Annotated in this window: 24 protein-coding genes and 1 riboswitch; of the genes, 8 read left to right on the top strand and 16 right to left on the bottom strand. The window is 51.5% G+C overall.

What is annotated here, in order from left to right; genetic code table 11:
* Positions 1–230: 230 nt before the first annotated feature.
* Complete coding sequence (tolC, locus tag AC3ISQ_RS03245; protein ID WP_489350541.1) at positions 231–1649, top strand: outer membrane channel protein TolC; 1419 nt, start codon at positions 231–233, stop codon at positions 1647–1649.
* A gap of 96 nt (positions 1650–1745) precedes the next feature.
* On the opposite strand, the gene dhaM is transcribed toward tolC, so the two are convergent.
* From dhaM to dhaK, 3 genes are read right to left on the bottom strand one after another with little or no spacing between them, the layout of a single operon-like run.
* A complete protein-coding gene (gene dhaM, locus AC3ISQ_RS03240; protein ID WP_489353108.1) occupies positions 1746–3176 on the bottom strand; it encodes a dihydroxyacetone kinase phosphoryl donor subunit DhaM in 1431 nt (476 codons plus the stop codon).
* 11 nt (positions 3177–3187) lie between these two features.
* Positions 3188–3817 carry a dihydroxyacetone kinase subunit DhaL gene (gene dhaL, locus AC3ISQ_RS03235; protein WP_489350540.1) on the bottom strand — a complete coding sequence of 210 codons (630 nt, stop codon included), beginning with the start codon at positions 3815–3817 and terminating at the stop codon, positions 3188–3190.
* Positions 3818–3826: 9 nt separating this feature from the next.
* A complete protein-coding gene (gene dhaK, locus AC3ISQ_RS03230) occupies positions 3827–4897 on the bottom strand; it encodes a dihydroxyacetone kinase subunit DhaK (RefSeq protein ID WP_489350539.1) in 1071 nt (356 codons plus the stop codon).
* Positions 4898–5091: 194 nt separating this feature from the next.
* Between dhaK and AC3ISQ_RS03225 the strand changes: the two genes are divergently transcribed.
* Both AC3ISQ_RS03225 and AC3ISQ_RS03220 read left to right on the top strand, forming a co-directional pair.
* Positions 5092–5754 (top strand): DUF1190 family protein, encoded by a 663-nt coding sequence (locus AC3ISQ_RS03225; RefSeq protein WP_489350538.1) that lies wholly within the window; start codon positions 5092–5094, stop codon positions 5752–5754.
* Between the two features lie 3 nt (positions 5755–5757).
* Positions 5758–6918 (top strand): glutathionylspermidine synthase family protein, encoded by a 1161-nt coding sequence (locus tag AC3ISQ_RS03220; RefSeq protein WP_489350537.1) that lies wholly within the window; start codon positions 5758–5760, stop codon positions 6916–6918.
* A gap of 96 nt (positions 6919–7014) precedes the next feature.
* On the opposite strand, the gene AC3ISQ_RS03215 is transcribed toward AC3ISQ_RS03220, so the two are convergent.
* Together AC3ISQ_RS03215 and AC3ISQ_RS03210 are read right to left on the bottom strand one after the other, a co-directional pair.
* A complete protein-coding gene (locus AC3ISQ_RS03215) occupies positions 7015–7320 on the bottom strand; it encodes a HigA family addiction module antitoxin (RefSeq protein ID WP_489350536.1) in 306 nt (101 codons plus the stop codon).
* A gap of 11 nt (positions 7321–7331) precedes the next feature.
* Positions 7332–7628 carry a type II toxin-antitoxin system RelE/ParE family toxin gene (locus AC3ISQ_RS03210; protein WP_489350535.1) on the bottom strand — a complete coding sequence of 99 codons (297 nt, stop codon included), beginning with the start codon at positions 7626–7628 and terminating at the stop codon, positions 7332–7334.
* A gap of 193 nt (positions 7629–7821) precedes the next feature.
* On the opposite strand from AC3ISQ_RS03210, the gene AC3ISQ_RS03205 reads away from it, so the two are divergent.
* Entirely contained in the window at positions 7822–8385 is a 564-nt protein-coding gene (locus tag AC3ISQ_RS03205; RefSeq protein ID WP_489350534.1) for a glucose-6-phosphate isomerase family protein, read from the top strand.
* A gap of 10 nt (positions 8386–8395) precedes the next feature.
* A complete protein-coding gene (locus AC3ISQ_RS03200) occupies positions 8396–9181 on the top strand; it encodes a glucose-6-phosphate isomerase family protein (protein WP_489353106.1) in 786 nt (261 codons plus the stop codon).
* A gap of 39 nt (positions 9182–9220) precedes the next feature.
* Here the strand turns inward: AC3ISQ_RS03200 and AC3ISQ_RS03195 are convergent, their stop codons facing one another.
* The 5 genes from AC3ISQ_RS03195 to AC3ISQ_RS03175 are packed head-to-tail and all read right to left on the bottom strand — an operon-like array spanning position 9221 to position 13571.
* On the bottom strand, positions 9221–10042 hold the full coding sequence (locus AC3ISQ_RS03195; protein WP_489350533.1) for a PTS system mannose/fructose/sorbose family transporter subunit IID: 822 nt from the start codon (positions 10040–10042) through the stop codon (positions 9221–9223).
* Positions 10042–10842, bottom strand: coding sequence for a PTS mannose/fructose/sorbose/N-acetylgalactosamine transporter subunit IIC (locus AC3ISQ_RS03190; protein WP_489350532.1), 801 nt, complete (start codon positions 10840–10842; stop codon positions 10042–10044). The genes AC3ISQ_RS03195 and AC3ISQ_RS03190 overlap by 1 nt, the downstream gene beginning before the upstream one ends.
* 16 nt (positions 10843–10858) lie before the next feature.
* Positions 10859–11362: a PTS sugar transporter subunit IIB gene (locus tag AC3ISQ_RS03185; protein ID WP_489350531.1), complete on the bottom strand. Its 504-nt coding sequence runs from the start codon at positions 11360–11362 to the stop codon at positions 10859–10861.
* Between the two features lie 10 nt (positions 11363–11372).
* Positions 11373–11801, bottom strand: coding sequence for a PTS sugar transporter subunit IIA (locus AC3ISQ_RS03180; protein WP_489350530.1), 429 nt, complete (start codon positions 11799–11801; stop codon positions 11373–11375).
* A 3-nt stretch (positions 11802–11804) separates the two neighbouring features.
* Positions 11805–13571, bottom strand: coding sequence for a class I mannose-6-phosphate isomerase (locus AC3ISQ_RS03175; protein WP_489350529.1), 1767 nt, complete (start codon positions 13569–13571; stop codon positions 11805–11807).
* A gap of 214 nt (positions 13572–13785) precedes the next feature.
* Here AC3ISQ_RS03175 and AC3ISQ_RS03170 point away from each other — a divergent pair, with 214 nt between their 5' ends.
* Positions 13786–14793, top strand: coding sequence for a LacI family DNA-binding transcriptional regulator (locus tag AC3ISQ_RS03170; RefSeq protein WP_489350528.1), 1008 nt, complete (start codon positions 13786–13788; stop codon positions 14791–14793).
* A gap of 283 nt (positions 14794–15076) precedes the next feature.
* Here AC3ISQ_RS03170 and AC3ISQ_RS03165 read toward each other — a convergent pair whose 3' ends face one another.
* Positions 15077–15742, bottom strand: coding sequence for a phosphoribosyltransferase (locus AC3ISQ_RS03165; protein ID WP_489353104.1), 666 nt, complete (start codon positions 15740–15742; stop codon positions 15077–15079).
* A gap of 202 nt (positions 15743–15944) precedes the next feature.
* On the bottom strand, positions 15945–16727 hold the full coding sequence (gene ygiD / locus AC3ISQ_RS03160; protein ID WP_489350527.1) for a 4,5-DOPA-extradiol-dioxygenase: 783 nt from the start codon (positions 16725–16727) through the stop codon (positions 15945–15947).
* Positions 16728–16927: 200 nt separating this feature from the next.
* Between ygiD and zupT the strand changes: the two genes are divergently transcribed.
* The gene (gene zupT / locus AC3ISQ_RS03155; protein WP_489350526.1) at positions 16928–17695 is read left to right on the top strand and encodes a zinc transporter ZupT; all 768 of its coding nucleotides are present in this window, start codon (positions 16928–16930) and stop codon (positions 17693–17695) included.
* A gap of 196 nt (positions 17696–17891) precedes the next feature.
* Here the strand turns inward: zupT and ribB are convergent, their stop codons facing one another.
* Positions 17892–18545: a 3,4-dihydroxy-2-butanone-4-phosphate synthase gene (ribB, locus tag AC3ISQ_RS03150; RefSeq protein WP_489350525.1), complete on the bottom strand. Its 654-nt coding sequence runs from the start codon at positions 18543–18545 to the stop codon at positions 17892–17894.
* 108 nt (positions 18546–18653) lie between these two features.
* A riboswitch (FMN riboswitch) is annotated at positions 18654–18813 on the bottom strand.
* A 147-nt stretch (positions 18814–18960) separates the two neighbouring features.
* On the opposite strand from ribB, the gene ubiK reads away from it, so the two are divergent.
* Complete coding sequence (gene ubiK, locus AC3ISQ_RS03145; protein WP_489350524.1) at positions 18961–19230, top strand: ubiquinone biosynthesis accessory factor UbiK; 270 nt, start codon at positions 18961–18963, stop codon at positions 19228–19230.
* A 33-nt stretch (positions 19231–19263) separates the two neighbouring features.
* Here ubiK and yjeH read toward each other — a convergent pair whose 3' ends face one another.
* The 3 genes from yjeH to glnE form a co-directional block, all read right to left on the bottom strand.
* Positions 19264–20508: an L-methionine/branched-chain amino acid transporter gene (gene yjeH, locus AC3ISQ_RS03140; protein ID WP_489350523.1), complete on the bottom strand. Its 1245-nt coding sequence runs from the start codon at positions 20506–20508 to the stop codon at positions 19264–19266.
* A 29-nt stretch (positions 20509–20537) separates the two neighbouring features.
* Positions 20538–21968, bottom strand: a complete 1431-nt coding sequence (gene hldE, locus AC3ISQ_RS03135; RefSeq protein WP_489350522.1) for a bifunctional D-glycero-beta-D-manno-heptose-7-phosphate kinase/D-glycero-beta-D-manno-heptose 1-phosphate adenylyltransferase HldE — start codon at positions 21966–21968, stop codon at positions 20538–20540.
* 63 nt (positions 21969–22031) lie between these two features.
* On the bottom strand, positions 22032–24869 hold the full coding sequence (gene glnE, locus AC3ISQ_RS03130; RefSeq protein WP_489350521.1) for a bifunctional [glutamate--ammonia ligase]-adenylyl-L-tyrosine phosphorylase/[glutamate--ammonia-ligase] adenylyltransferase: 2838 nt from the start codon (positions 24867–24869) through the stop codon (positions 22032–22034).

Here is a 24869-nt window from a genome sequence, read left to right as displayed (position 1 = left end):
TAATGACAGAAACGACCGAGTTATCTTTTCCGTCTTTGTGATAGATTGTCAGCCATAATAGCAGGTGGCATGTGCGCATCCTGTACACAGCAAGGCCGAAAATGTTAAAAGTTAGGCCATATGGCACATTCCGCCACCTGATGCAGGTCACAGATTCTGCTAGAATCGGCAACTATTTCGTCTATCGTCAGCGCTAACATAGCAATATTGCTGCACAACAAGGAATGCAAATGAAGAAACTGCTCCCCCTTCTTATCGGACTGAGCCTCGGTGGCTTCAGTGCAATGAGCCAGGCAGAGAACCTGATGCAGGTTTACCAACAGGCTCGGGAAAGTAACCCGGAACTGCGCAAATCCGCGGCTGACCGTGACACTGCATTTGAAAAAATCAACGAAGCACGCAGCCCATTACTGCCACAGTTGGGTTTGACCGCGGGCTATAACTATACCAATGGTTATCGCGACAGCCGCGACGCAAACAGCAACTCGACTAGCGGTTCATTGGCGTTAACGCAAACTATTTTTGACATGTCTAAATGGCGTGCGCTGACCTTGCAGGAAAAAACTGCCGGTATTTCGGACGTGACGTTCCAGACCGCCGAACAGCTGCTAATCCTCGACACCGCAACCGCCTATTTCAACGTGCTGCGCGCGATCGATTCGCTCTCTTATACTCAGGCTCATAAAGACGCGGTTTATCGTTCTTTGGATCAAACCACTCAACGCTTTAACGTGGGTCTGGTGGCGATCACCGACGTACAAAATGCCCGTTCCAGCTACGATACTGTGCTGGCGGACGAAGTCACCGCACGTAATAACCTGGATAACGCATTGGAAAAACTGCGTCAGGTGACGGGGACTTTCTACCCTGAATTGGCTTCACTGAATACCGACAGCTTCAGAACTCAGCGTCCAGAAGCGGTCAACAACCTGCTGAAAGAAGCCGAAGCGCGCAACCTGAGTTTGCTTTCTGCCCGTCTGAGCCAAGATTTGGCACGTGAGCAAATCAAATCCGCCCAGACTGGCTATATGCCAACGGTGGATTTCAGCGCTTCGACTGGCGTTTCCAACAACAACTACAGCGGTTCACGCAATATCACGCCGGATAGCGATCCAGGCGAAAACAAAGTGGGTCTGAGCTTCAACTTGCCGCTGTACAACGGTGGGCAAACTAACTCGCAAGTACAACAAGCGCAATACGGCTTCGTCGGTGCTAGTGAGCAACTGGAAAGCGCGCATCGTAGCGTCGTGCAAACCGTGCGTTCCTCTTACAATAACGTTAATGCCTCAATCAGTAGCATCAACGCTTACAAACAAGCGGTTGTTTCTGCTCAGAGCTCATTGGATGCGATGGAAGCCGGTTATCAGGTCGGGACTCGTACCATCGTTGATGTGTTGGATGCGACCACTACACTGTATAACGCCAAACAACAACTTTCCGACGCCCGTTATAACTATTTGATCAACCAACTGAACATCAAAAATGCGCTTGGGACGTTGAACCAAAACGATTTAATGATGTTGAACGGCTCCTTGGGTAAACCAACGTCAACCTCGCAAAACGTGATTGCTCCACCGAATCCGGCTCAGGATGCTTACGCTGACGGTTACAAAGACAACACGCCAACACCAAGCAGTCGTAGCAACTGATTTCTATGTTCTTATCATCACGGGGTTCGGCTCAAGCCGCGCCCCGTTTTTTTTGTTGACTCACCGTCCACAGGAAAAGATTTATAATCAGGTGAATTAATGACTTAACTGCAACACACCGCGTGCTGCATCCAGCATCGCTTTCTGGCCGTTATGAGTTTTGCTCAGGCAATCTCTCATGCCCACTACCATCGGAATACCCATCGCTTTCGCTAGGATCGCGCTATGGGATAACGCATTACCACCACTTAGACAGATGCCGATCACCATCCGACGATCGAGTTGCACCACGTCAGAGGGCATCAGCTCATCCATCACCAAAATCGACGGAACGTCCAACACCATCGACGGAATCGTCTGTTGTTGCAGGTGAGTCAAAGTTCGCCGCAGTATATCGCGCACATCCAGTTCACGCGCTCGCTGATAATCGTCATCCAGCGAGCGGTAATCTTCAGCAATGATTTCCAATTCCTGCCGCCATGCCTGTTCGGCGCTACACAACTGCTGGACGATACGGGTATAGGCTGCCTGCTGTAGATCCGGATCATCCAGTAACATGCTATGCGCACTGAAGATCCCTGCCTGCGGTTTTCCGATTAGGCAAGCCGTACGTTCCGCCAACTTATTCAGATCGTCCGAAGTCTTTTGCAACGCCTCACGTAACCGTTGCTGTTCGCCTAACACTTCGTCGGGGCTGATTTTCCGCTCGGTAATTTGCGGCCAATAACTGTGGCTTTGGAACACTGGCCCACTACTGACGCTGTCCTCGACCGGAATACCATGCAGTGAAGGCTGTTGCTGCTGCGAAACGGTTTCGCCAAAGTGTTGCTCTGCCAATACCTTGAACGCAGCCAATGCCTGATCGGCCTGTATACCGCTGGCGATCAACCGAATGGTATCGCCATGCCGCACCTGCAACATCGCCAGTTGATTTAGGTTGCGCGGATTGATGCACTGCCCTTGTTTTTCCAACACCAGTTCGGCGGCAAACGGGGCCAATGTTTCCACCAATCGTGCCGCAGGACGGGCGTGTAAACCATGTTGATTCTGCACTTTCCAACTGACACTTTTACCTTGCGCGATGGGTAATTCAGCCGGCTGCATGACTGGGCTAACGTCTCCCAACTGTACCTGCTTCGCCTGTAATGCCCCCTGCGCTTCGACCAATACCTGCTCCAAAGACGCCCCCGAATTAGCGGCCACCACTGCCGCCAACGTACCTTCCACCAGCGGTGCGGCACAGAGTTTCACTTTAGCGGCGATAGCCGGATCTAACAGATCCAGCGCGGTTTCCGCACTCAGCAAAGCGCTGCCAAGATCCATCAGCACCACAATGCCACTACCGTCCGCTACTGATTCGATCGCCTCCATCACTTTGATAGCATCAGTACCTACCGGATATTCTGTATCATCCACGCCAGCTGCCAGTGCCAACTTACAGCCATCGCCGCGCATCATCTGCTGCGCCAGTTCTTGCACCCCTTGCGCCAGTAGCGCACTGTGTGAAACGACAACGATATTGATCATCATGCCTCCTGCTAGCCCGCAACTTCTGCCAACGCTTTCATCATCAACATCACCGAAGTCGCGCCCGGATCCTGATGCCCGATACTGCGTTCGCCCAAATAGCTGGCACGCCCTTTACGTGCTTGCATAGGAATGGTGCCTTCCGCTGCCTGTTGCGCCCGTTCACTGGCACGTTGCAAAGCTTCCCTAACACTTAACTGCTGTTGAGCTGACTGCCCAAGGCTTTCCACCACTGGCCACCAGACGTCACAAAGGGTTTTATCACCCGGTTCAGCCTTACCACGCATCACCACGCCTGCGAGCCCCTCTTGCATCACCTGATGCAGCTCGGCCAGCTCCAAACTTTGCTTGGTATTTGCCGCCTGCGCAGCACGAATGAAGAAGGTGCCGAACAGTGGGCCACTGGCACCACCCACGCTGGAAAGCAGCGTCATGCCGGTATTTTTTAGGATGGAACCGATGTCTTGATCCGCCTCCGATGGCAATTTTTCTACCACCTTGTTAAAACCACGGTTCATGTTCAAACCGTGGTCAGCATCGCCAATGTCGGTATCCAACTGAGTCAGAAAATCACGCTGCTGGGTAAATACCTCACCGCAGCGCATCAACCAGTCGATAACCTGTTGTTTGCTTAACGCCATAGTGCCTCCTTAACAACCCCAACGCAGTGCCGGGGTATTCACCGGCGCATCCCACAATTTCAGCAATTCATCGTCCACTTTCAGCAAAGTAATGGAAACACCCTGCATGTCGAGAGAAGTGCAATAAGAGCCCACCAGATTTCGCTCTACGATAAAGCCCGCCTCGGCACAGCGTTCGGCCAAACGGTGATAGACACCGTAGAGTTCAGATAAGGGGATCGCCCCAAGGTTATTCACCAGAGCAATCACTCGATCGCCACGTTTTAACGGTTGTTTGGTTTGAACTTCGTCACGCCATTCGCCCTGCTGACGATCCCACACGTGGAGAGTGCGTTGGTAATAGCCATGATCGATCAGGGTGTGGAACATCTCATCCACGGCGTGATTCAGGGTGGTGAAAGGACGCCGCTCGATACCCGGCTCACCATGAATACCGACACCGAATTCCATCTCATTTTCGGTTAGTGTGAACGAAGGTTTCCCAGCCGCAGGTACGGTACAGGCACCCAGCGCGATACCGATCGAATGCCCTTGGTTGTTGATTTTGTGCCCAAGATTAACGATAGCATCCAGATCGTCACCGCGTACCGCCGCCGCGCCGAGCAGCTTCTCCATCAATACGGTATTAGCGACACCACGTCGTCCGGCGGTATACAGGCTGTCTTTCACCGCCACGTCATCGTCCACCAGTACGGTCGCTACGGGGATACCACTGTCGTGCAATAATTCAGTGGCGGTCTCAAAATTCAGTACGTCACCGGTATAGTTTTTGATCAACAACAATACGCCTTCGCCACCGTCGACAGCCTGAGCACATTCATACATTTTGTCTGGTGTTGGCGAGGTAAAAATCTCCCCCGGGCAAGCGCCATCGAGCATCCCTTCACCAACAAAACCACAATGCATGGGTTCATGGCCGCTCCCCCCACCAGAGAGAATCGCCACTTTGCCTTGTACCGGGCCATCAGCACGCATCACGAACACCGGATCTAAATGAACCAACAGCTCAGGGTGGGCTTCCGCCAGTCCTTGCAATTGTTCTTCCAATACCGACTCAACTTTATTGATCAGTTTCTTCACGGCTAACTCCTCTGTTTTGCGTCATAACAGAACATTGTCGCAAGGCTTTTCTTATTGAAAGAGAACTCACGCACATACTAACGTATAGCTAAGTAAAGACTGGCTTAACGCTTTAATTCTGACCCTCTTTCCCCTATCCTTACGCGACTACTGGTAATAGGGCAAAAATAGCCCACATATGGGATTGAACTACCATGAAACGGACCAAAAACATCAATCAAGAGACGTTCCGCAAATCTTGGCGCAGCTACCGTGTTGCCCCAGTGGCTTTGGCGATCGGTGCCGTACTGATGCTGAGCGGCTGTGAAAAAACCGACGAAACCGTCTCGCTGTATCAGAATGCCGATGATTGTTCGCGCACCAACCCTTCGATGAGCGAGCAATGCACCACCGCGTATAACAGCGCATTGAAAGAAGCGGAAAAAACTGCACCGAAATATGCAAACCGTGAAGATTGCGTTGCCGAATTCGGTGAAGCACAATGTACTCAGGCACCAGCCCCTGCTCAAGCAGGCATGGCCGCAGAATCACAAAGCAGCGGCAGCTTCTGGATGCCACTGATGGCAGGTTACATGATGGGTCGTATGATGGGCGGCGGCGGATATAATCAGCAGCCGCTGTTCTCCTCTAAGAACCCAGCCAGCCCGGCCAACGGCAAGTTTGTAGACTCCAGCGGTAAGAGCTACGGCCCAGCGACCGCAGGCGGCCGCACCATGACCGTACCAAAAACCGCGATGGCACCAAAACCGGCAACCACCAGCACCGTGACCCGTGGCGGCTTTGGTGAATCCGTTGCTAAGCAAACGTCAATGCAACGCAGCAGCGCGACCTCAGGTTCACGCAGCATGGGCGGCTAATGCATGAAACGCGTTGCGATTACCGAGCGTCCGGACTGGCGCGAAAAAGCCACTGAATTTGGTTTCAATTTCCACACCATGTACGGCGAACCGTACTGGTGTGAAGATGCTTATTACCAATTCACTTTGGCACAAATTGAAGAGCTTGAAGACGTCACCGCCGAACTGCACCAAATGTGCTTGAAAGTGGTAGAGAAAGTGGTCGCTAGCGATACGCTGATGACCAAGTTCCGTATTCCAAAACACACTTGGGAGTTCGTGCGCAGCTCATGGCGTACCAACCAGCCTTCGCTCTATTCTCGTCTCGATCTGGCTTACGATGGCGTTAACCCGCCTAAGTTGCTGGAAAACAATGCCGATACGCCAACCTCGTTGTACGAAGCGGCATTTTTCCAATGGTTGTGGCTGGAAGATCAAATTGAAGCAGGAAAGTTAGATCCTGAATCAGATCAATACAATAGCCTGCAAGAAAAATTGATCGAACGCTTTGCCGAGCTGAAAGAAAAACACGGTTTTAGCCTGTTGCATATGGCTTGTTGCCAAGACAGCGAAGAAGATCGCGGTACCGTGCAATATCTACAAGATTGCGCAGCAGAAGCCGAGTTACCGACTGAATTCATGTTTATGGAAGAGATCGGCTTAGGTGAGAAAGGCCAGTTTACCGATCTGCAAGATCAGGTAATCAGTAATCTGTTCAAGCTCTATCCGTGGGAGTTTATGCTGCGCGAGATGTTCTCCACTAAGTTGGAAGACGCTGGCGTGCGTTGGTTAGAACCTGCCTGGAAAAGCATTATCTCCAATAAAGCACTGCTGCCGCTGCTGTGGGAGATGTTCCCCGATCATCCAAACCTGCTGCCAGCCTACTTTGCCGAAGACGATCATCCCACTCTGGATCATTACGTCACCAAGCCGCTGTTCTCACGTGAAGGTGCCAACATCCAAATCGTGCAAAATGGTCAGGAAGTGGCGCGTGTCGACGGCCCGTATGGCGAAGAAGGTATGATCGTGCAACAGTTCCATCCACTGCCACAGTTCGAAGGCAGTTACACGCTGATCGGTAGCTGGTTGATCAACGATCAACCTTGCGGCATCGGCCTGCGCGAAGATCGCGAACTGATCACGCAAGATCTGTCACGCTTCTACCCGCATACCATTCTCGGTTAAGCCTCTTTTTTGACCACTCAAGGCGTGTAAAAATACACGCCTCAGCCGACTAGCAAAATCCCGGCGAATTTTGCTAAAAGTACCAAATAGCGGGTTTCAACTCACGGCAAAAAACGAACTAATCGGTTGGAAATGGTGAGTTGAGATCAGGTTACGAGCTTCCCAGCGATCATGTGCCGCTTGCAGGTTGATCCAGAAATCATCGTCTACTTCAAACAATGCAGCCAATTTGCTCGCTTCTTCAACGCTCAAACGACGTGTATTGTTGATAATTTGCCCAATAACCTTACGCGATAGCCCCATCGCGTCCGCCAGTTGTTGCTGGGTTAGCCTCATAGGTTTCAGGAACTCTTCATTCAGCATTTCACCAACCGTGGTAGGTTCCGCAGTAATAGTGTCCATATTAACCTCCGTTAGTATTTATGTGGGTCGAGATAAACATCATAAGCCGTTCCGTCTCGCCAATGGAATATCAACCGCCATTGAATGTTGACTCGTATGCTTGACCAACCATCAAAATTGCCTGAAAGCCGTTCGTAGTTGTTACTACGTGGCTGAAACAGTGACCGCTCGGTACTAGCTGCCTCTAGCATACTGAGCTTTCGCCGTAACTGACTTTCTATACTTGTGGGGAAAGTTCCGCTCCGTTCATTGTGTTGATAGAACCTGCAGAGCGCACCTATTTCTCCATCCCTAAAACTTCCTATCATTGGCGTCCCCGGCTATCTCCGTTAGATACCCACCAATATACCCCAAAAAGAACAGTTAGAAACCATTTAGGAACATTATAATCCCAAAATGGAACATCACAAATCGCAACTTCATTATTCATTCCATCTGGAGGTTAATCGATTAATCTACTATAATCTCTAGGTCTGTTCTCCTCGGGCGGAGTATTCAGATATGAAACCAACGGCTATTCTCCCACCGCAGCTTGATTTTGCGACTGGGCGTTTTACTGCACCTGATGTGCAATATAAATCCACTACCCTCGCCAGTCTGGAAGGCATCTTCGCCGACGAACAGGCTCGGCAAGCGCTGCCGCAAGAAATGGCGATCTATCAGGTCGAAATGTTGCCTTCACCGCAACAGGAAGGCGAACTGTATGTCGGCGCTACTCACCTGCAACCGGGTAAGATCGGCAACGAATTCTTTATGACGCGTGGACACTTCCACCAGCGCCGCGAACAGGCGGAATTCTACTTTGGCCTGCGTGGCAACGGCTTGTTGCTGCTGCAACATCAAGACGGCAATTGCCAGCTTGAGCAAGTCTTTCCCGGCAGCGTGCATCACATTCCCTCGTTTACCGCTCATCGTCTGATCAATACCGGTGACGAAGTGCTTTCTGCATTGGCGGTTTGGCCCACCGTCGCCGGACACGATTACAGTGCATTGCAACCCAACGGCTTCAAGCTGCGGGTCTTTGCCGATGGTGAAAGCTGGAAAGCGGAGGCGCAATATGAATAACGCCGTTTCTATGAACTGCTACGGGTTAGACGTGCGCGTCACTCGTCAGCCAATGGGATTTGGTTACGGCGATGAGGTGATTGGCCCGGTGCCAGAAATCCGCACGTTGGATCAGATCCGCCCTTCGTTGCGCGATCCCGAATGCGATGGGCCAGAACAGGTTTACGCCATCGTGATGGACGTAGCAAAACAACAACATCTCGCCGAATTGAAAAAGCGCATGTTGTTGTTCGGCATCGTGACCTACGCACAGGGGAAATTAGGTGATGAGCCTATTCGTAGTCAGGGACACATTCACCGCATCAGTGCGCACAGTGGTTGGTCGCCGCCAGAACTGTATGAAATCTGGCAAGGTAAGGCGATTATCTATATGCAAGAACGGGTGGAAGACAATCCGGGACGCTGCTTCGCGGTTCACGCCGGACCGGGAGAAAAAGTGCTGGTGCCGCCCGGTTGGGCACACGCCACGATATCTGCCGATCCCAATCAACCACTGACATTTGCCGCTTGGTGCGACCGCGAATATGGTTTTGAATACGATGCCGTACGCGCCTACAAAGGGTTGGCTTGGTATCCACTGCTACAAAGTAATAAATCGCAGGGCGACAATATCGTCTGGCAACAAAACCCGCGTTATCAGGCCAGTCGTTTACATGCGATCGGTCCGCGCCATTACAGTGAGTTTGGTTTAACCGACGAGCCGCTATATCAACAATTTGAAGCCGATCCTGCGCGTTTCCAGTTTGTTTCCAAACCAGGTAGCGTGGCGGAAAAGTGGGAAGGGTTTAAACCGTAAGGAAAAGAGCGGGTGTGGCAAACACCCGCGTCACAGAGGTTACGCAAACAATCCGCTAGCTACACCGGCTGCGGCCAACACCAACAAGCCGAGCATCGCTTTCACCGGGGAAAGCCCGCGTTTCGCCATTAGATACCAAGTCGCCAACACCACTATCAGCGGCATGAGATTCGGGAAAATACCATCCAGCATTTGTTGCAGATGAATGTTCACGCCGTCTTTAGTGGCAAACTCTAGCCCGGTGCCCAGTTTGACGTAACTGGCCGCCACGCCGCCCATCACAAACACACCAAGCAGTGATAACGCCTCACGTAACCGGGTCGATTTGCTGCTGACCAGCATTTCCACCGAGCCGGAGCCCATGCTATAGCCCTTCATAAACAGCCAATAAGAACCGGGGATCACGATCAGGCTAAAGGCAATAATGTAAAACAGCGGCCCCAACAGGCTGCCACCCGCAGCTAACGCCATGCCGATGCTGAGTAATATCGGGATCAACATGCCCGGTATCATCGAATCGCCGATACCAGCCACCGGCCCCATCAGCCCGACTTTCAGGGTGTTAATGGTTTCGCCGTCGATCGGTTCACCATTAGCGCGTTTCTCTTCCAGCCCGATGACCATGCCATTCACCACCGCCCCCAATTGTGGCTCGGTATTGTAGAACGAGGTATGCCGGCGGATAGCTTCGATACGTTGTTGTTTGTCCTGATACAGTTTTTTCAATGCTGGCATCATGCTCAGACAAAAACCGTAAGACTCCAGACGCTCGAAACTCATCGAAGACAGGTTGTACATCATCCAGCTGCGCCAGCAACGGCGCAGATCTTGTTTGGTCAGTTTTGTGGTTGGTGTGCTCATCAGAACTCATCCTCATCATCAGTCGGTTTACTGCCCGATACGACGCTCGTCTGCGGTTCCGGTTTGTAGTTATAATGAATCAGTGCCAGCAACGCGCCGACGATCACCAGCGCCACCATATTCAGTTTGAGGAACACGATGCAGATGAATCCCACGAGGAAATAGATCAGCATGCTGTAGCTTTTAATGATTTGTTTCAGCAAGATAGCGATACCAACCGCCGGTAGAATTCCACCGACTACGTTCATGGTGGTCAATATCCAAGCTGGCAGACTATCCATGAAACCGTTGATGTAACGCGCGCCAAAGAACACGGCAATAAACGTCGGGATGAAACGCAGCAGGAAGTTGGTCACCTGTGGCCAAATAGCGCTGTTGAGGTAAATACCACGCTCATCACCGCTTTCTACCGCTAGATCGGCGCGGTGGTTCCAGTAGGAGTTCAAGACCATCATGGCGTTGAACAGCACAGTCCCCATAATGCCGATGGTCGCTGCCAGCGCCACCGCCACTTCCGGCCCTTTGCCGGATAATATCCCCAACGCGATCGCCGGGAAGGCGACAAAGTTGAGATCGGCCGGCATCGAACCACCGGGCGTAACCATGGCGATATATACCGCCTGTACCGCTACACCGATGATGATACCGGTCTGAACATCGCCGAGGATCGCCCCCACGAGCATACCGGAAACCAACGGACGGCTGAGGATATACCAGCCTCCCGTCAGTCCCAGCAGCCAAGGGCTACTCAGCGCGCCGAGATAACAAAGTATCCCGATAAGCGTCGCTTCAAACCACATGATTATCTCCTGTCAGTTAGGCTGACTGTTTTAGTTTCTTTTTTGCATCCAACCAGCTGAAATGGCTGGCATCCGGTACCAGACGAAATTCAATCTGATGTCCTTTTTCACTCAGGAAATCGAAGGCGGCGGCCTCTTCATCATTGACCGATTGATTGGGGCCGATGGTGGTGGTTGCAGCACGAGCCGACATTGGCCCGACGTTGATTTTCTGATTGCGATTATTGAGATTGATTCCAGCTTCCATCAGCCGACGCAACGTGACCGGCGACTTACCGATGACGAAATATTGCTTGTCGCTAGCGATCACCTTCGGCAATTTTTCAATCGCCTGTTCCACCGTAAACAACCAGACCTTGGTGTCTTGCACCGCTCCTTTCATCACTGAGGACAACAGCGGGTCAGCGGCGACTTCGTCGTCAATGGCGACAATACCGTCGCAAGGCAGCTCTTTCGCCCAGCGAGTGACCAATTGGCCGTGGATCACCCGGTCGTCAATTCGTACAAATGAAATTGCCATGGTTTTATCCTCAGAAATCATCCGATTGCGTGGTATCTGCCGGGCGGGCGATCGTCATGCCCTCACAGCCCTGTGCAACTAACGCCTGTGCCGCTTGCTGAACGTCGGTTTCATCCAACAATTCAGCACTCATCAGCAGCATCGGGAAATTCACCCCAGTGACCACCGCCAGCGGTACTTTTGTTTGCGAGTCAAAAGCATGGCGACAAGCAACGTTATAGGGTGTGCCACACAACAAATCGCACAACACTAATACCCCATCAGCCCCCGCGCTGACCTGCTGTAGTTCGGTGGCAAAATCTTGTTTGAAGGCTTCAATACCGCCGTCTTCACTAAGGCTAACGCTGCTGGTATGCGGCAATTCACCGTAAACCATGCGTGCGCTGGTCATTAACGCATCGGCCAAGGGGCCGTGTGATGTCACTATGACTTTCAGCATCGCTTATCCCCTTACCCAAGCTTTGATGGTTCCGAGAGTTTTCCCCTCGCTACGACCATACGGACGGATACGGTATTCACCCACCGCAGCGGGCACGATGAAGGTTTCCGCGTAGTGCACCACAAATGGAGCGAAGTTCCCGTCGGGGCTTTCGACCATCGCCTCTTCCCCTTCAATCAGGTTCAACACGTTCACTCGTCCTTCGGTATGGTGTAAAACTGGCTCGCTAAACCAGTGACGGCGAGTTTCGATAAACTCACGCTCGTGCAAACCGGTGCGTTCTTCCTGCCAGCCCTGTCCTTCGGCAATCGGCTCGATACAGTTGACCAAATGCTGTTGCACCCAATCGGTATCGCGTTGCCAATCAATCACCTGCTCGCCGTGCTGCAAATGTACCGGGCGCGGCTGTCCATCTAATCCTAAACGTCCCCAATCCCACAGTTTGAAGGTGAAGATGTAAGGCGTGGCGCTGATCTCCAACACCATGGTGCCGGAACCGGAACAATGCACCGTTCCCGCGGGGATCAAGAAGTGATCGTGCTTACGCGCTGGGAACTGGTTCACAAACCGTTGATCATCGAAGGCTTTTTCACCACGTTGCGCCGCAGCCAAGTCCGCTAACATCTCCTGCGGCTCGGTACCCGTTTTCACCCCCAGATACACCATGGCTTCCGGCTCGGCTTCCAGAATGTAATAGCTCTCATCTTGGGTGTAGTGCATACCGAAATGCTGTTGGATATATTCTGTCAGTGGATGCACTTGGAAACTGAGATTCTGTCCGCCCATGGTATCGAGGAAATCGAAGCGGATCGGGAATTCTGCGCCAAAACGGGCGTGTACCTTTTCCCCTAATAATGGACGTGGATATAACAACACCAAATCCTGTGAGGGGATCTCGACCCGAACGTCACCAAAGCGCATTAGCAGGCTGTTTTCCTCGGGCACGCAGTCAAAACACCATGCATAGTTGGCTGCCGTCGGATCGAGATCGAACTGTTGTTTCATCCACTGACCGCCCCAGACGCCCGGATCAAAAAAGGGGACAACGCGGAAAGGTTGTTGTGTAGCCTGACGCAAGCCAGCGTGGAATGCCGAACCGCTAATCAGCTTAGGCGCATTAGCCTGGTTAGTATCGAGAACAAAATCGGCGTGTTTCAGCAGTGGCGTTTTATGGCGATCAAACACCCGCCATTCGACGAAGAAGGCACGCTTATAACGGCGTAATACATCTTCATCAAGGTTATCTACGCCCCAATTGCCCAGTTCACCCCGACGGAAACGCTGCTGGATCTCCCAACGAGCTAAATCGGCATACACCAGCACATCGCCTTCGGTAACCAGACTGGCTCCCGCGCCATATACCAACACCAAGCCAGTTTCGACGGCGGCAATCTCAATCAGTAGCTGCTGGAGTTGCTCTGCATCGAAAAATTCCGGCAATTCATGGCAAGACATCACACCAAATACGCGATCGTCCGTCAGATTGCGCTCAAGCATTGCGTGAATATGAGACTCGCCGTACTTAGCCTTCTCAGCATTAATTATTTTGGTCGGTTGCAAGGTGTCAATCAGTTGCGTTGCCAGCTCCGTCAGATTGACGCCAGGATAACAATCCACCACCAGTACGGTTTTTTTCAGCCCCAAGGCTGCGATATTACTCGCCAATGCCTGCCCTACTGCGGGCCATCCTTGCCAAGCGGCGTTTTCAAATCCGCTGACGTTAATCTCAGGAAAGTGGTCGTAGTTTGATTTACGAAGTTGCTTCGACATATTTTTTTGCTCATGGTCTAAACACATAACAAAAGATTAATCGATTAACCTCGTTTTAAACAGGTTGGTTAACGGGATTAACTTCAAAAAACGACCAATACAGGCTGTAAAAGCCGATTTAATGCGAAGCCGCTCACACTTTATTTTCGATCATTGCTAGATTTAGGTTAATCGTTATACTCAACATTAAATTCAATGGATAGACAGGTTCGGCATGAGCACAATCACACTGGCGGATGTCGCCGCGCAGGCCAAAGTTTCGACAGCAACCGTTTCTATGGTGCTACGTAACCGTGGCCGTATTTCGGAAGAAACCCGTAAACGCGTGCTGCACACCATCGACGAATTGGGATATGTGTACAACCAAACCGCGGCTAACCTACGCAACCGCAGCAGCAATCAGGTTGGGTTATTGCTGCACGACATCAGCAATCCGTTCTATGCCGAAATGACTGCCGGACTTAGCCAAGAGATGGAGCGGCACCAATTGATGCTGTTTTTGGCGAACAGCGAAGAGTCGGCACCGCGCCAGCAAAACTTTGTCGATTCATTACTGCAAAACAACGCTAGCGGCATGGTGCTATGCGCCGCACGGCAAACCCCGACGTTGTTTTTTGAAACCTTAAAACGCCGTAAAATCCCAGCCATTATGGTGGTTCGCCCAGTGGCCGATGCGCATTTCGATTTCGTTGGCACCGATAACTTTCTCGGCACCCAACTTGCCACCCAGCATTTACTGAATCTTGGTCATAAAAACATCGCATTTATCGGTGGCTCACTGGACTCCAGCGCGCGAGCCCAGCGTTTAGGCGGTTACACCAGTAAGCTGGTAGAAAACGGCCTAACCGTAAACAGCAACTGGATTGTCAGCAGCGAAGCCAGCCAAATCTCAGGGGCTAAAGTGGCAGAGCAGTTATTCGCCGCTCACCCCGAGATTACCGCCGCACTTTGCTATCAGGATATTGTCGCGCTCGGCGTGATGCAGGCCGTGCGTAAATTGAACCGCCAAATAGGCCAAGATTTTGCACTGATCGGTTTTGATGACATCACCGAAGCCTCGCTGGTTCAGCCAGGATTGACGACGATTTCGGTCGCGTCGCGAGAGATTGGACGTAAAGCGGGAGAGCTGTTGTATAGCCGTATTCAAGGCAACGATGAACCACCAAAGCGGATTATTTTGCCGCCGTCATTGGTGATTAGGGAGTCATGTGGGTATCGGTAAGCGCAAATGAAAAAGGAGAGCTAAAAGCTCTCCTCTCATTTCCATTACGACAACATAATATTGCGTTGAAGGGCTAGCCGCTGCCTAACCAAGCGGATTACTCGTCTTTTACAGACTGACCACCGCCAAGGTGCTTACGCGGGTCTCATCTGGATTTAGAGAGCGGGGAGACTCAAGCACACTCTTTTCACAATCGTTGTAAAGTCTACGCGGCTACCGCGTAAAATTCAACCATTCAAACCCCATTTAACCCCTTTCAACGCTATTAAATTAATTTTAGTTTCTACGTCAACTTACCCATTGAGCTAAACAAACAGGCGGCTTGAATCTGGGTATAGGGATAGATTTTTCGTATTATTTTAGCCGCTGTTTCAAGGGTGGTTCCGGAAGCAAGTAGATCGTCTGTAATCAATATTCGTCTTGGCTCAATCAATAATTGCTCAATTCGGTTAACCGCCAATGGAGGGAAGATCTTCCTAAGAGAAATCGGGATACCTTTAAGTGAAAACTTCCCTCGATATTCAACATTGTCTCTTTGCCGTTTTAGTTGAAAGCGAAGTGACTTTTTCTCTGACACATCAATGTCTGCATGCTCAAGGAGTTGATACGCTTCTTCGACAGTGATTTTTCGTAGTAAGTTCGTTAAATGTATTGCGTTGAAATACCTAGAAAATCGCCTACCTACAATATGACTAATATTGTGCGCTGATGGCATAGATATAATGATGTCATATCCATCTGGTTCATTTAATGCAATGATCTCTAGAATAGATTTAAAGCTAACATTCAATTTTTTGATACTAGAAAAATCTGTCGTTAATCCTTCTTTATTTTTCAATGCATAAATAAGTGGGCAATTATCACCTAACAAACGGCTCTGTCGATTACGGCGCGTTTGCTGAGACGCTTTTTGTCTTTTAAAAATTGAGTAAACGGTGAGATTGCCAATAAATTCTCGTGTCGGGTTACCTTGAGGGATTGTAATTAGCCAGCGCTGATGTGAATGATCTACAGTGACATGATTTCCTTGAAGATTGAGTCCCACTGCATACCTTCCTTAGTACAAGTTTCACTGTTTTGAAGTATACCGCCAACTATAAAACCAAAGACGCCCATAAGGACGCCTTTAGGATTATTACGAGAAAGAAAGATCACCCCACCTGCACCGACAACATACTCAAAGATCCCATCTCGATCCCATCGATCGGCACCGTGATTGGCTCTTCACCATCCCACGCACCCAGCACATACAGCAGTGGCAGATAATGTTCTGGCGTCGGGTTAGAGAGCGCCGCACCTTCATGTTGCATAAAGTCCACCAGCGGATGATTATCTCCCTGATAACTCAAGTTATCCCGCACATATTGGTTGAACGATTCCGCCCACGGATAGGGGCTAGTATCGCCCTGCCACTTCACCATTCGCAGGTTATGCACCACGTTACCGCTGGCGACAATCATAATCCCCTGCTCGCGCAGCGCCGCTAATTTACGCCCCAATTCATAGTGATAGGCCGCAGGCTGAGTGGCATCAATGCTCAATTGCACCACCGGAATATCGGCCTGTGGATACATCTTGATCAACACGCCCCACGTACCGTGATCTAATCCCCATTCACTAGTATCTGCCGCCACTTGAATAGGTGACAACAACTGCTGCACCTGCGCAGCTAATTCAGGTGAACCCGGCGCGGGATATTGAGTATCAAACAGCGCCTGCGGGAAACCACCGAAATCATGGATGGTCTTCGGTTGTGCCATCGCCGTCACCGCCGTGCCACGGGTATACCAATGGGCAGATACCGCAACAATGGCGCGAGGACGTGGCAATTGCTCCCCCAACGCACGCCAGGCTTGGGTATAACGGTTTTCTTCCAGCACGTTCATCGGGCTGCCGTGGCCGAGGAATAATGCCGGCATACGAGAGGTATTCATAAAGTAATCCTTGGTTATTCGTTCTGTTGCTAACAGATTACGCCCTTTGTTATGCCTGCACAGAGGATAAGCATGATGGTGATGTTCAATGAATTTGAAAGATTGTGACGATGGTAATAATCCGCTAAACCCACTCGATTTATGCCGTTACTCTGTTACTATCAAAACTAATTGAGAATCATTGGCATAAAGGAGCCAGCATGTCGATTCCACTTCTTTTAACTTTGCTGGCAGGCGGTGCGACCTTCGTCGGAGCGTTATTTGGCATTATCGGGCAGAAACCTTCCAATCGGTTGTTAGCCTTTGCCTTAGGCTTCGCCGCTGGGATCATGTTGCTGATTTCTTTGATGGAAATGCTACCTGCCGCATTGCATACCCCCGGTATGTCACCGGTGCTCGGCTACAGCATGTTTATGATCGGTTTGCTTGGCTATTTTGCGTTGGATCGTTTGCTACCGCATCAGCATCCACAAGATTTGATTCAAAAACCGCTGAAACCACACAACCTGAAACGCACCGCGATGCTGCTGACGTTAGGTATCAGCTTGCATAACTTCCCGGAAGGGATTGCCACCTTTGTTACCGCTAGTAGCGATCTGGATTTAGGGATGGGCATTGCTCTGGCAGTCGCGATCCACAATATCCCAGAAGGCTTGGCCGTTGCAGGACCAATATATGCCGCTACCGGCTCCAAAACTAAAGCGCTGTTGTGGTCAGGCATCTCTGGCTTGGCAGAAATCCTTGGTGGTGTTCTAGCATTCCTGCTGCTCGGCCCGATGATTTCACCCGTCGTGATGGCAGCGATTATGGCAGCCGTTGCCGGGATTATGGTGGCACTGTCGGTGGATGAGTTGATGCCATTAGCCAAAGAGATTGATCCTCATAACAACCCTAGTTACGGCGTGTTATGCGGAATGGCGGTGATGGGGTTTAGTCTGACATTGCTGCAAAGCAGCGGAATCGGCTAATACCCGTCATACTTGAAGCTGCCTCTGTGTTGGCTGCCCTTGTTCACCCGAATCACTTACTGGCGTAAGCTCATCGGGATTCTCTCGGTTGCCGCCTTGATGCAACTCCAATTATTTAGGGTATATCTCATACAAAAAAGCCGCATAGTTTGAACTAAATCCCAAATTTTTCGGCTTTTTCCATTTTCTATGTGAATCAGCTAGCTTGCTGCCCTTGCGCCTGACGGTAAGCCACCAAATCGTCGATGGTCACTACTGGCATATTGTGTTGGTTAGCGAACACAATCACTTCTGGCGCATGAGCCATGCTGCCATCGTCGTTGGTCAGTTCGCACAAAACACCAGACGGTTTGAAACCTGCCATTGATACCAGATCGATCGTCGCTTCGGTATGACCGCGACGTTTCAATACACCACCTGGCTGCGCACGTAGTGGGAACACATGCCCCGGCCGATTGAGATCGCTTGGCTTGGCATTATCAGCGGTTGCAGCACGGATAGTGGTAATACGATCCGAAGCGGAAACCCCGGTGGTCACGCCCTGCGCCGCTTCGATAGTCACGGTAAAGGCTGTTTGGAACTGACTGGAGTTGTTGGTCACCATCATCGGCAGATCGAGCTGCTGACGGCGGTCTTCGGTGATACACAGACAAACAATACCGCTACCGTGGCGAATCGTTAGTGCCATCTGCTCCACGGTCATGGTTTCTGCGGCGAAGATCATATCACCTTCGTTTTCACGGTTTTCATCATCAAGCACCATCACACCGCGCCCATTGCGCAATGCTTCTAACGCGCGTTCAACGCGTTGTACCGGCGTGCCGAAATCTGAAAGTAGCGTCTGATTCATGGTAAAAAACCTCATTAAAATTATGGATTACCAGAACCAGGGCGATCTTGAGGAGTAGCTATGGAATAGCCAAAAAATAACGCCAGCGGGCATAAACCCGGTAGGTGCCGTTACTCTCTCCCATCCGGACTATAACCGTCGGCCCCGGAATTACACCGGATCTGCTGACCTCTAATCTGCCGTAAACGATAGACTGAGCGCTCGCGGGCTTTCACCGTGAAGGTGATTTACCGCCGGTGGGGACTTGCACCCCGCCCTGAGAATAAGCGGTATGACTATAACGCTTATGATTAATCAGGGCAATTGCCAAAACGTGCAACCTTGATGAACCTGATGAAAGCGGTTGCCGCTTTATCCCATCGCCAACAGGCATTACACTAGCAACCAGCCACCAAATATCAGAAAGGGAAACGCCATGATTGACCCGAAAAAAATTGAACAAATCGCACGCCAAGTCCATGAATCCATGCCTAAAGGTGTTCGTGAATTCGGGGAAGACGTTGAGAAGAAAATCCGCCAGGTGCTGCAAGCGCAGCTGACCCGTTTGGATCTGGTGAATCGCGAAGAGTTCGATGTGCAGACTCAAGTCTTACTGCGTACCCGCGAGAAACTGGCTCTGCTGGAACAGCGCTTGACTGAGCTGGAAAGCAAGCTGACTAGCGCGCCAAAATCAGCCGACGAGTAATGACTATTTAGGGTTCGGAGCCTTCCGTACCCTTTATTGTTGTTTGGCCGTACCACGCGGCAATACCAACCCTATCAGCACCAGCATCCCCAGCGCATACAGGCTTTTCCAGCCGATGATCACCAACAACAATACACTCAGTAACGACCCTACGATCGCCATCCAGCGCGAACGCCCTGACAAGATCCGACACCCCGCCAACATACACAACAGGTAGATCAATACGAAAATGCCATTGGCGTACACCAGCAAGGTATCCAACGATAAATGCAGTGTATAAATCGCCAAAGTGAACAGCAGACAACAGCCCACCACGGCGCTTAACGCATTGACCGGCACCTGCCCTTGGGAGAGCTTCGCTAATGAACTGTCCGGTTTTTCCTGCGCCTGCGACCACACCAAACGGGCAAAACTCTGAGTATAAATATTCACGCTAGCAAAACAGGCCAGATAGCCAATCACGCAAGCAATCCACAATGCGTGTTGACCGAACAGTTGCACCACGATGCCGGGCAATGAAGCCGCAGCAGCCTGATGTTCGCCATAGGCGTGGAAATGCAACACCGCGACAGTACAACCCCAATACACCAACCCCGCCACCAACAGGCCAATCAACAATGCCCGAGGGAAATCGCGCTCCGGGTTACGGAACTCAGTCGCCAGATGGGCGAAAGCTTCCAAACCGACAAAACACCAGAACATCACGGCTAATGCATGGGAGAGATTGAGCGGAGAGATTTCATTGATCGCAGGCCAAGGAATGTGAGCAGGCGTAATACCGCCTTGCCACCAGATCGCCGCGACTAAAGCGATCACTAAAATAGCAATCAACGTTTGAATATTAGCGCTGGAACCGGCGCTACGCGTGCCTAACAGCCAAATCACCACCAGCGTGGCAATCTGTACTAACAGCAGACCATTGGCACTCCAACCGAAAGCTGCCTGCCAAAAACCAGAGGCAATCTGTAAAGCGGCAGGCAACCCGACGGGAATAACAGAAAGGAATAACCAGGCGGTGGCTTTTGCCATGCGTGGCCCAAAGGCCATGCCGACAAAGTGCGCCGCGCCGCCAGCACTAGGGAAGTGACGGCCTAACGCAGCGAATGCAATGGCGATGGGAAACACCAAGATAATCAGTAGCGGCCATGCCCACAGACTATCGCCTTGAGCCAGTTGCGCCGCCAATGCTGGGACAGCAAAAACCCCGGTGCCCAGCAATGAAGTCGATAACAGTCCAACGCCCTGCGCCAAACCCAAATCTTGCTTCAATCCACTCACTGAGCCACCGGTTATCGTTTTAGTTGATGTTAACCACGTCCATCTTTAATGGCTTTGATAATGCCCGTCGTTGATAGACCATCTTCAAAGTTCAGCACTTTCACTTCACCACCGTTAGCCCAAACCTCTTTACTACCGGCGATATCTTCAGGCTTATAGTCACCGCCTTTTACCAGCAGATCCGGCAGGATATCGGCGATCAGGCGTTGTGGCGTATCTTCAGTAAACGGCACCACCCAATCCACCGCCTCCAGCGCACCCAACACGATCATGCGGTTTTCCAATGCGTTGACCGGGCGAGTTTCGCCTTTCAGACGTTTGGTGGAATCGTCGCTGTTAACCGCCACAATCAAGCGATCGCCCAGCTTGCGAGCATTCGCCAAATAGGAGACGTGCCCGGCGTGCAGAATGTCGAAAATGCCGTTGGTCATCACCACTTTTTCGCCACGCTGACGCGCCTGTGCTACCACTTTTTTCAACTGCGCTTCGGTCATCACGCCAAAGCCGGTTTCAGCACGACCACGAATGGCGTTTTCCAGCTCGATTGGCGAAACGGTTGAAGTCCCCAGTTTGCCGACAACTACACCCGCCGCCGCGTTTGCCAAGAAGCAGGATTCTTCCAAAGTATTACCGGCTGCCAGAGCTGCCGCCAATACGCCGATCACCGTATCACCAGCACCCGTTACGTCGAACACTTCCTGCGCCAACGTTGGCAAATGCAACGGCGGGTGATTCAGTTGCAACAGCGTCATACCATGTTCGGAACGCGTCACCAGTAGAGCGGAAAGTTCGAAATCCGCCACCAGCTTCATACCACGTTCAACCAATTCGCCTTCGTCTTTGCAATGCCCAACCACCGCTTCGAATTCCGACAGATTAGGCGTCAGCAAAGTTGCGCCACGGTAGCGTTCAAAATCGGTACCTTTAGGATCGATGAGTACGGGCACTTTGGCGGCACGCGCCAGTTGGATCATGCCTTGCACTTTGTCCAATGCGCCTTTGGCATAATCGGACAGCACCAACGCCCCAATCTGCGGCAACGCTTGTTGAATACGCTCCATCATCGGCTGTGGGTCGACGTTGGAGAAGCCTTCTTCGAAATCCAGACGAATTAACTGCTGGTTGCGCGACAGCACACGCAGTTTGGTGATGGTCGGGTGAGTCGACACCGAAACGAAGTCGCAGCGTACTTTAACTTCGTTCAATTTGGCGGTCAGTGCGCGTGCTGCATCATCAATGCCAGTCAAACCCACCAAGCGTGAATTAGCGCCTAATGAAGCAATGTTCATCGCGACGTTAGCCGCACCGCCCGGACGCTCCTCAATGGTATCTACCTTGACCACCGGCACCGGGGCTTCCGGTGAAATACGGCTGGTCGGCCCATACCAGTAGCGATCCAACATGACGTCACCCACAACCAAAACACCGGCGCGGCGAAAATCAGGCAGTGTTACTTTCATCCGATAACTCCAAACATAAATTTAATTGCGCGGATATTATCACAGAAAAATATCCGCTCGCATTCAGCCTAACCATTTAGCCCAGCTAGCACGGACTTGCTCACGCTCAGCGCTGAACGAATCGCTGCTCACTTTGCTGGAGTGTTCTTGCAACGCTAAATGGTGGATTTCATCTCGCATCGTGACGTAAGCCTGGGTCAATGCTCGCGCTTCGTCTTCCGGCATGATGTCGTAATTTGCCATCAACTCGAAGATACGCACATTATCCGACCAACGCGTTAAACGCGCCTCGTTAGCGGCATAGCCTAAGACCAAATATTGGGCGATAAATTCGATATCGGTGATGCCGCCTTCATCCGCTTTAATATCAAACTGGTCACGCTGTTTGCTGCCGAGATGGCTACGCATTTTCTCACGCATTTCACGGACTTCTTGTTGCAACTTTTCCGCGTCCCGCGGTTTGCACAAAATATCGTGGCGAATGGCATCAAACTGCTGATGCAATGCCGGATCGCCATACACGATACGCCCCCGTACCAAAGCCTGATGTTCCCAGGTCCAAGCTTCGTTTTGCTGGTAATCGGCAAAGGCTTCCACGCTACTGACCAGCATCCCGGCGGCACCGGAAGGACGCAAACGAGCATCGACTTCATACAAAATGCCAGACAAGGTACGCGTGCTGAACAGATGGATCACCCGCTGTACTAAACGTAGGTAGAACTGGCGGCCATCAATGCAGCGCTCGCCATCGGTCATCACTTCCGGCGGACAATCATGCAGGAAAACCAGATCGAGATCGGAACTGTAGCCCAGCTCCCAACCGCCCAACTTGCCGTAGCCAATCACCGCAAAACCGCGCCCTTCGCGATCTTGTATGTGCGTCGGTTGACCGTAACGCTTCACCATATCGTTCCAGGCTTGCTGTACGACGGCATCAATAATCGCTTCCGCCAAATAAGTTAAGTGATCGCTCACTTTCATGACCGGTAGCGCCCCCGCGATATCGGCGGCGGCGATGCGTAACTGTTGAGCTTGTTTGAATTGGCGCAAAGCTTCCAGTTGTTGCTCTTCATCGTCTTCCGGCACACGCAAGCGATATTGGCGCAACTCGCTGCTATAAGCATCCGGTGCCACTGGCTGATACAAGGTGGCCGGATCGAGCAACTCATCTAATAACAATGGGTAGCGTGCCAGTTGGTTGGCAACCATCGGCGAAGCGGCACACAAGCGGATCAGATGACTGAGCGCGGCGTTGAACTCCACCAACAGTTCAAGATAGGTCGTGCGGGTGACGATGCCTAATAACAGATGGGTCAAACGTAGCAATGCCGTCGGTGCATCGTTGCGCGGACAAACTTCGGCTAATAAGCGGGGCATCAGTTGGTCTAGCACTTCGCGACCACGCGGCCCAATGGTACGTTTATCTACGTCTTGGCGGAATTCGGCGATGGAACGCAATATTTGGCGACGACCGTCTTCGTCCAAATGCGGAACCAGCGGCGCTAGCTCCCCTTCTTCTAACGCATCCTGCCACAGACTGTGATAATGCTGATAGTTTGGATCTTCGCCAACATCAGGGCTATCGTCGCCAATCAAGTCGTCAAATACACCTCTAACGGCCTGCATATGGTTTTCTAATACCTCAAGCAACGCAGACCAATCATTCAAGCCCATGCCCCAAGCCAAACGCGCCTGATCTAACGCATCTTGCGGTAAGGTTTGGGTTTGTTGATCACCAATCGCTTGCAGCAGGTTTTCCAATCGACGCAAGAACAGATAGCTATCGCTAAGTACTTCAACATCGGGTTGAGGTAGCAACCCCAACTCGCCGACCGCTTGTAACGTCGGGAGTAACGAACGCCCTTGTAAGCTTGGCTCGCGCCCACCACGAATCAGCTGGAATACCTGAGTGATAAATTCAATTTCACGAATACCACCAGCACCCAGTTTGATATTGTCTTTCAGGCCACGTCGACGCACTTCGCGGGCAATCATGCCCTTCATATTCCGTAGCGACTGAATAACGCTAAAATCGATGTAACGACGGAAAACAAACGGGCGCAGCGTTTTACGCAGTTCTTGGCTATACGGATCGTCAGAGCCGCCCATCAGCCGTGCTTTTACCATCGCGTAGCGCTCCCAATCGCGCCCTTGCTCTTGGTAGTAATCTTCCAACGCGGCAAAGCTCATCACCAACGGGCCGCTGTCGCCAAACGGACGCAAGCGCATATCCACGCGATAGACAAAGCCATCGATGGTTTGTTGATCTAACGCTTTGATCAGGCGCTGCCCCAAGCGGGTAAAGAACTGGGCATTGTCCAACTCACGGCGTCCACCTTGAGTTTGGCCGTTTTCCGGGTAGGCAAAAATAAGATCGATATCTGAGGAGAAGTTCAGCTCACCGCCGCCCAGTTTCCCCATTCCGAGGATCAGCAGCGGTTGCGGCACGCCAGCGGCATTGCACGGCGTCCCCCATTCGCGACAACAGGTTTGATACAACCAATCGCGCGCACTGACGATCAGCGTTTCCGCCAAGCCACTCAACTGTTGCAACGTCTGTTCGACGGTACACAGTTCCAGCGCTTGCGCCCAAGCAATACGCACCAACGTTTCACGGCGGAACAAACGCAGTTCACGCATAAGCGCTGCTTCGTCATGCACCTCTTCCAACTCTTCCTGCAACCAGGCGGCGTAGTGCTGCCACTCATCAGCCACTGGTGGCTGTTCACGTATCGTCGTCAACCACTCGAGATGACCAAGCAACATGTCACTGACAAAATCACTCGAGGCCAAAACAGCCTGTTCCTGTGCGCTGAGAACCCTCTCATCGCCATGAACTTCCTGAAAACGCTGCACAATATTCTGTGCTTGAGCCTGTAACGCAGTTGAAAGTGGCAACAT

The sequence above is a fragment of the Serratia sp. KH_031 genome (assembly GCF_057839655.1).
The sequence above is the reverse complement of the archived record's forward strand: the minus strand, read 5'-3'. Positions and strand labels throughout refer to the sequence as shown.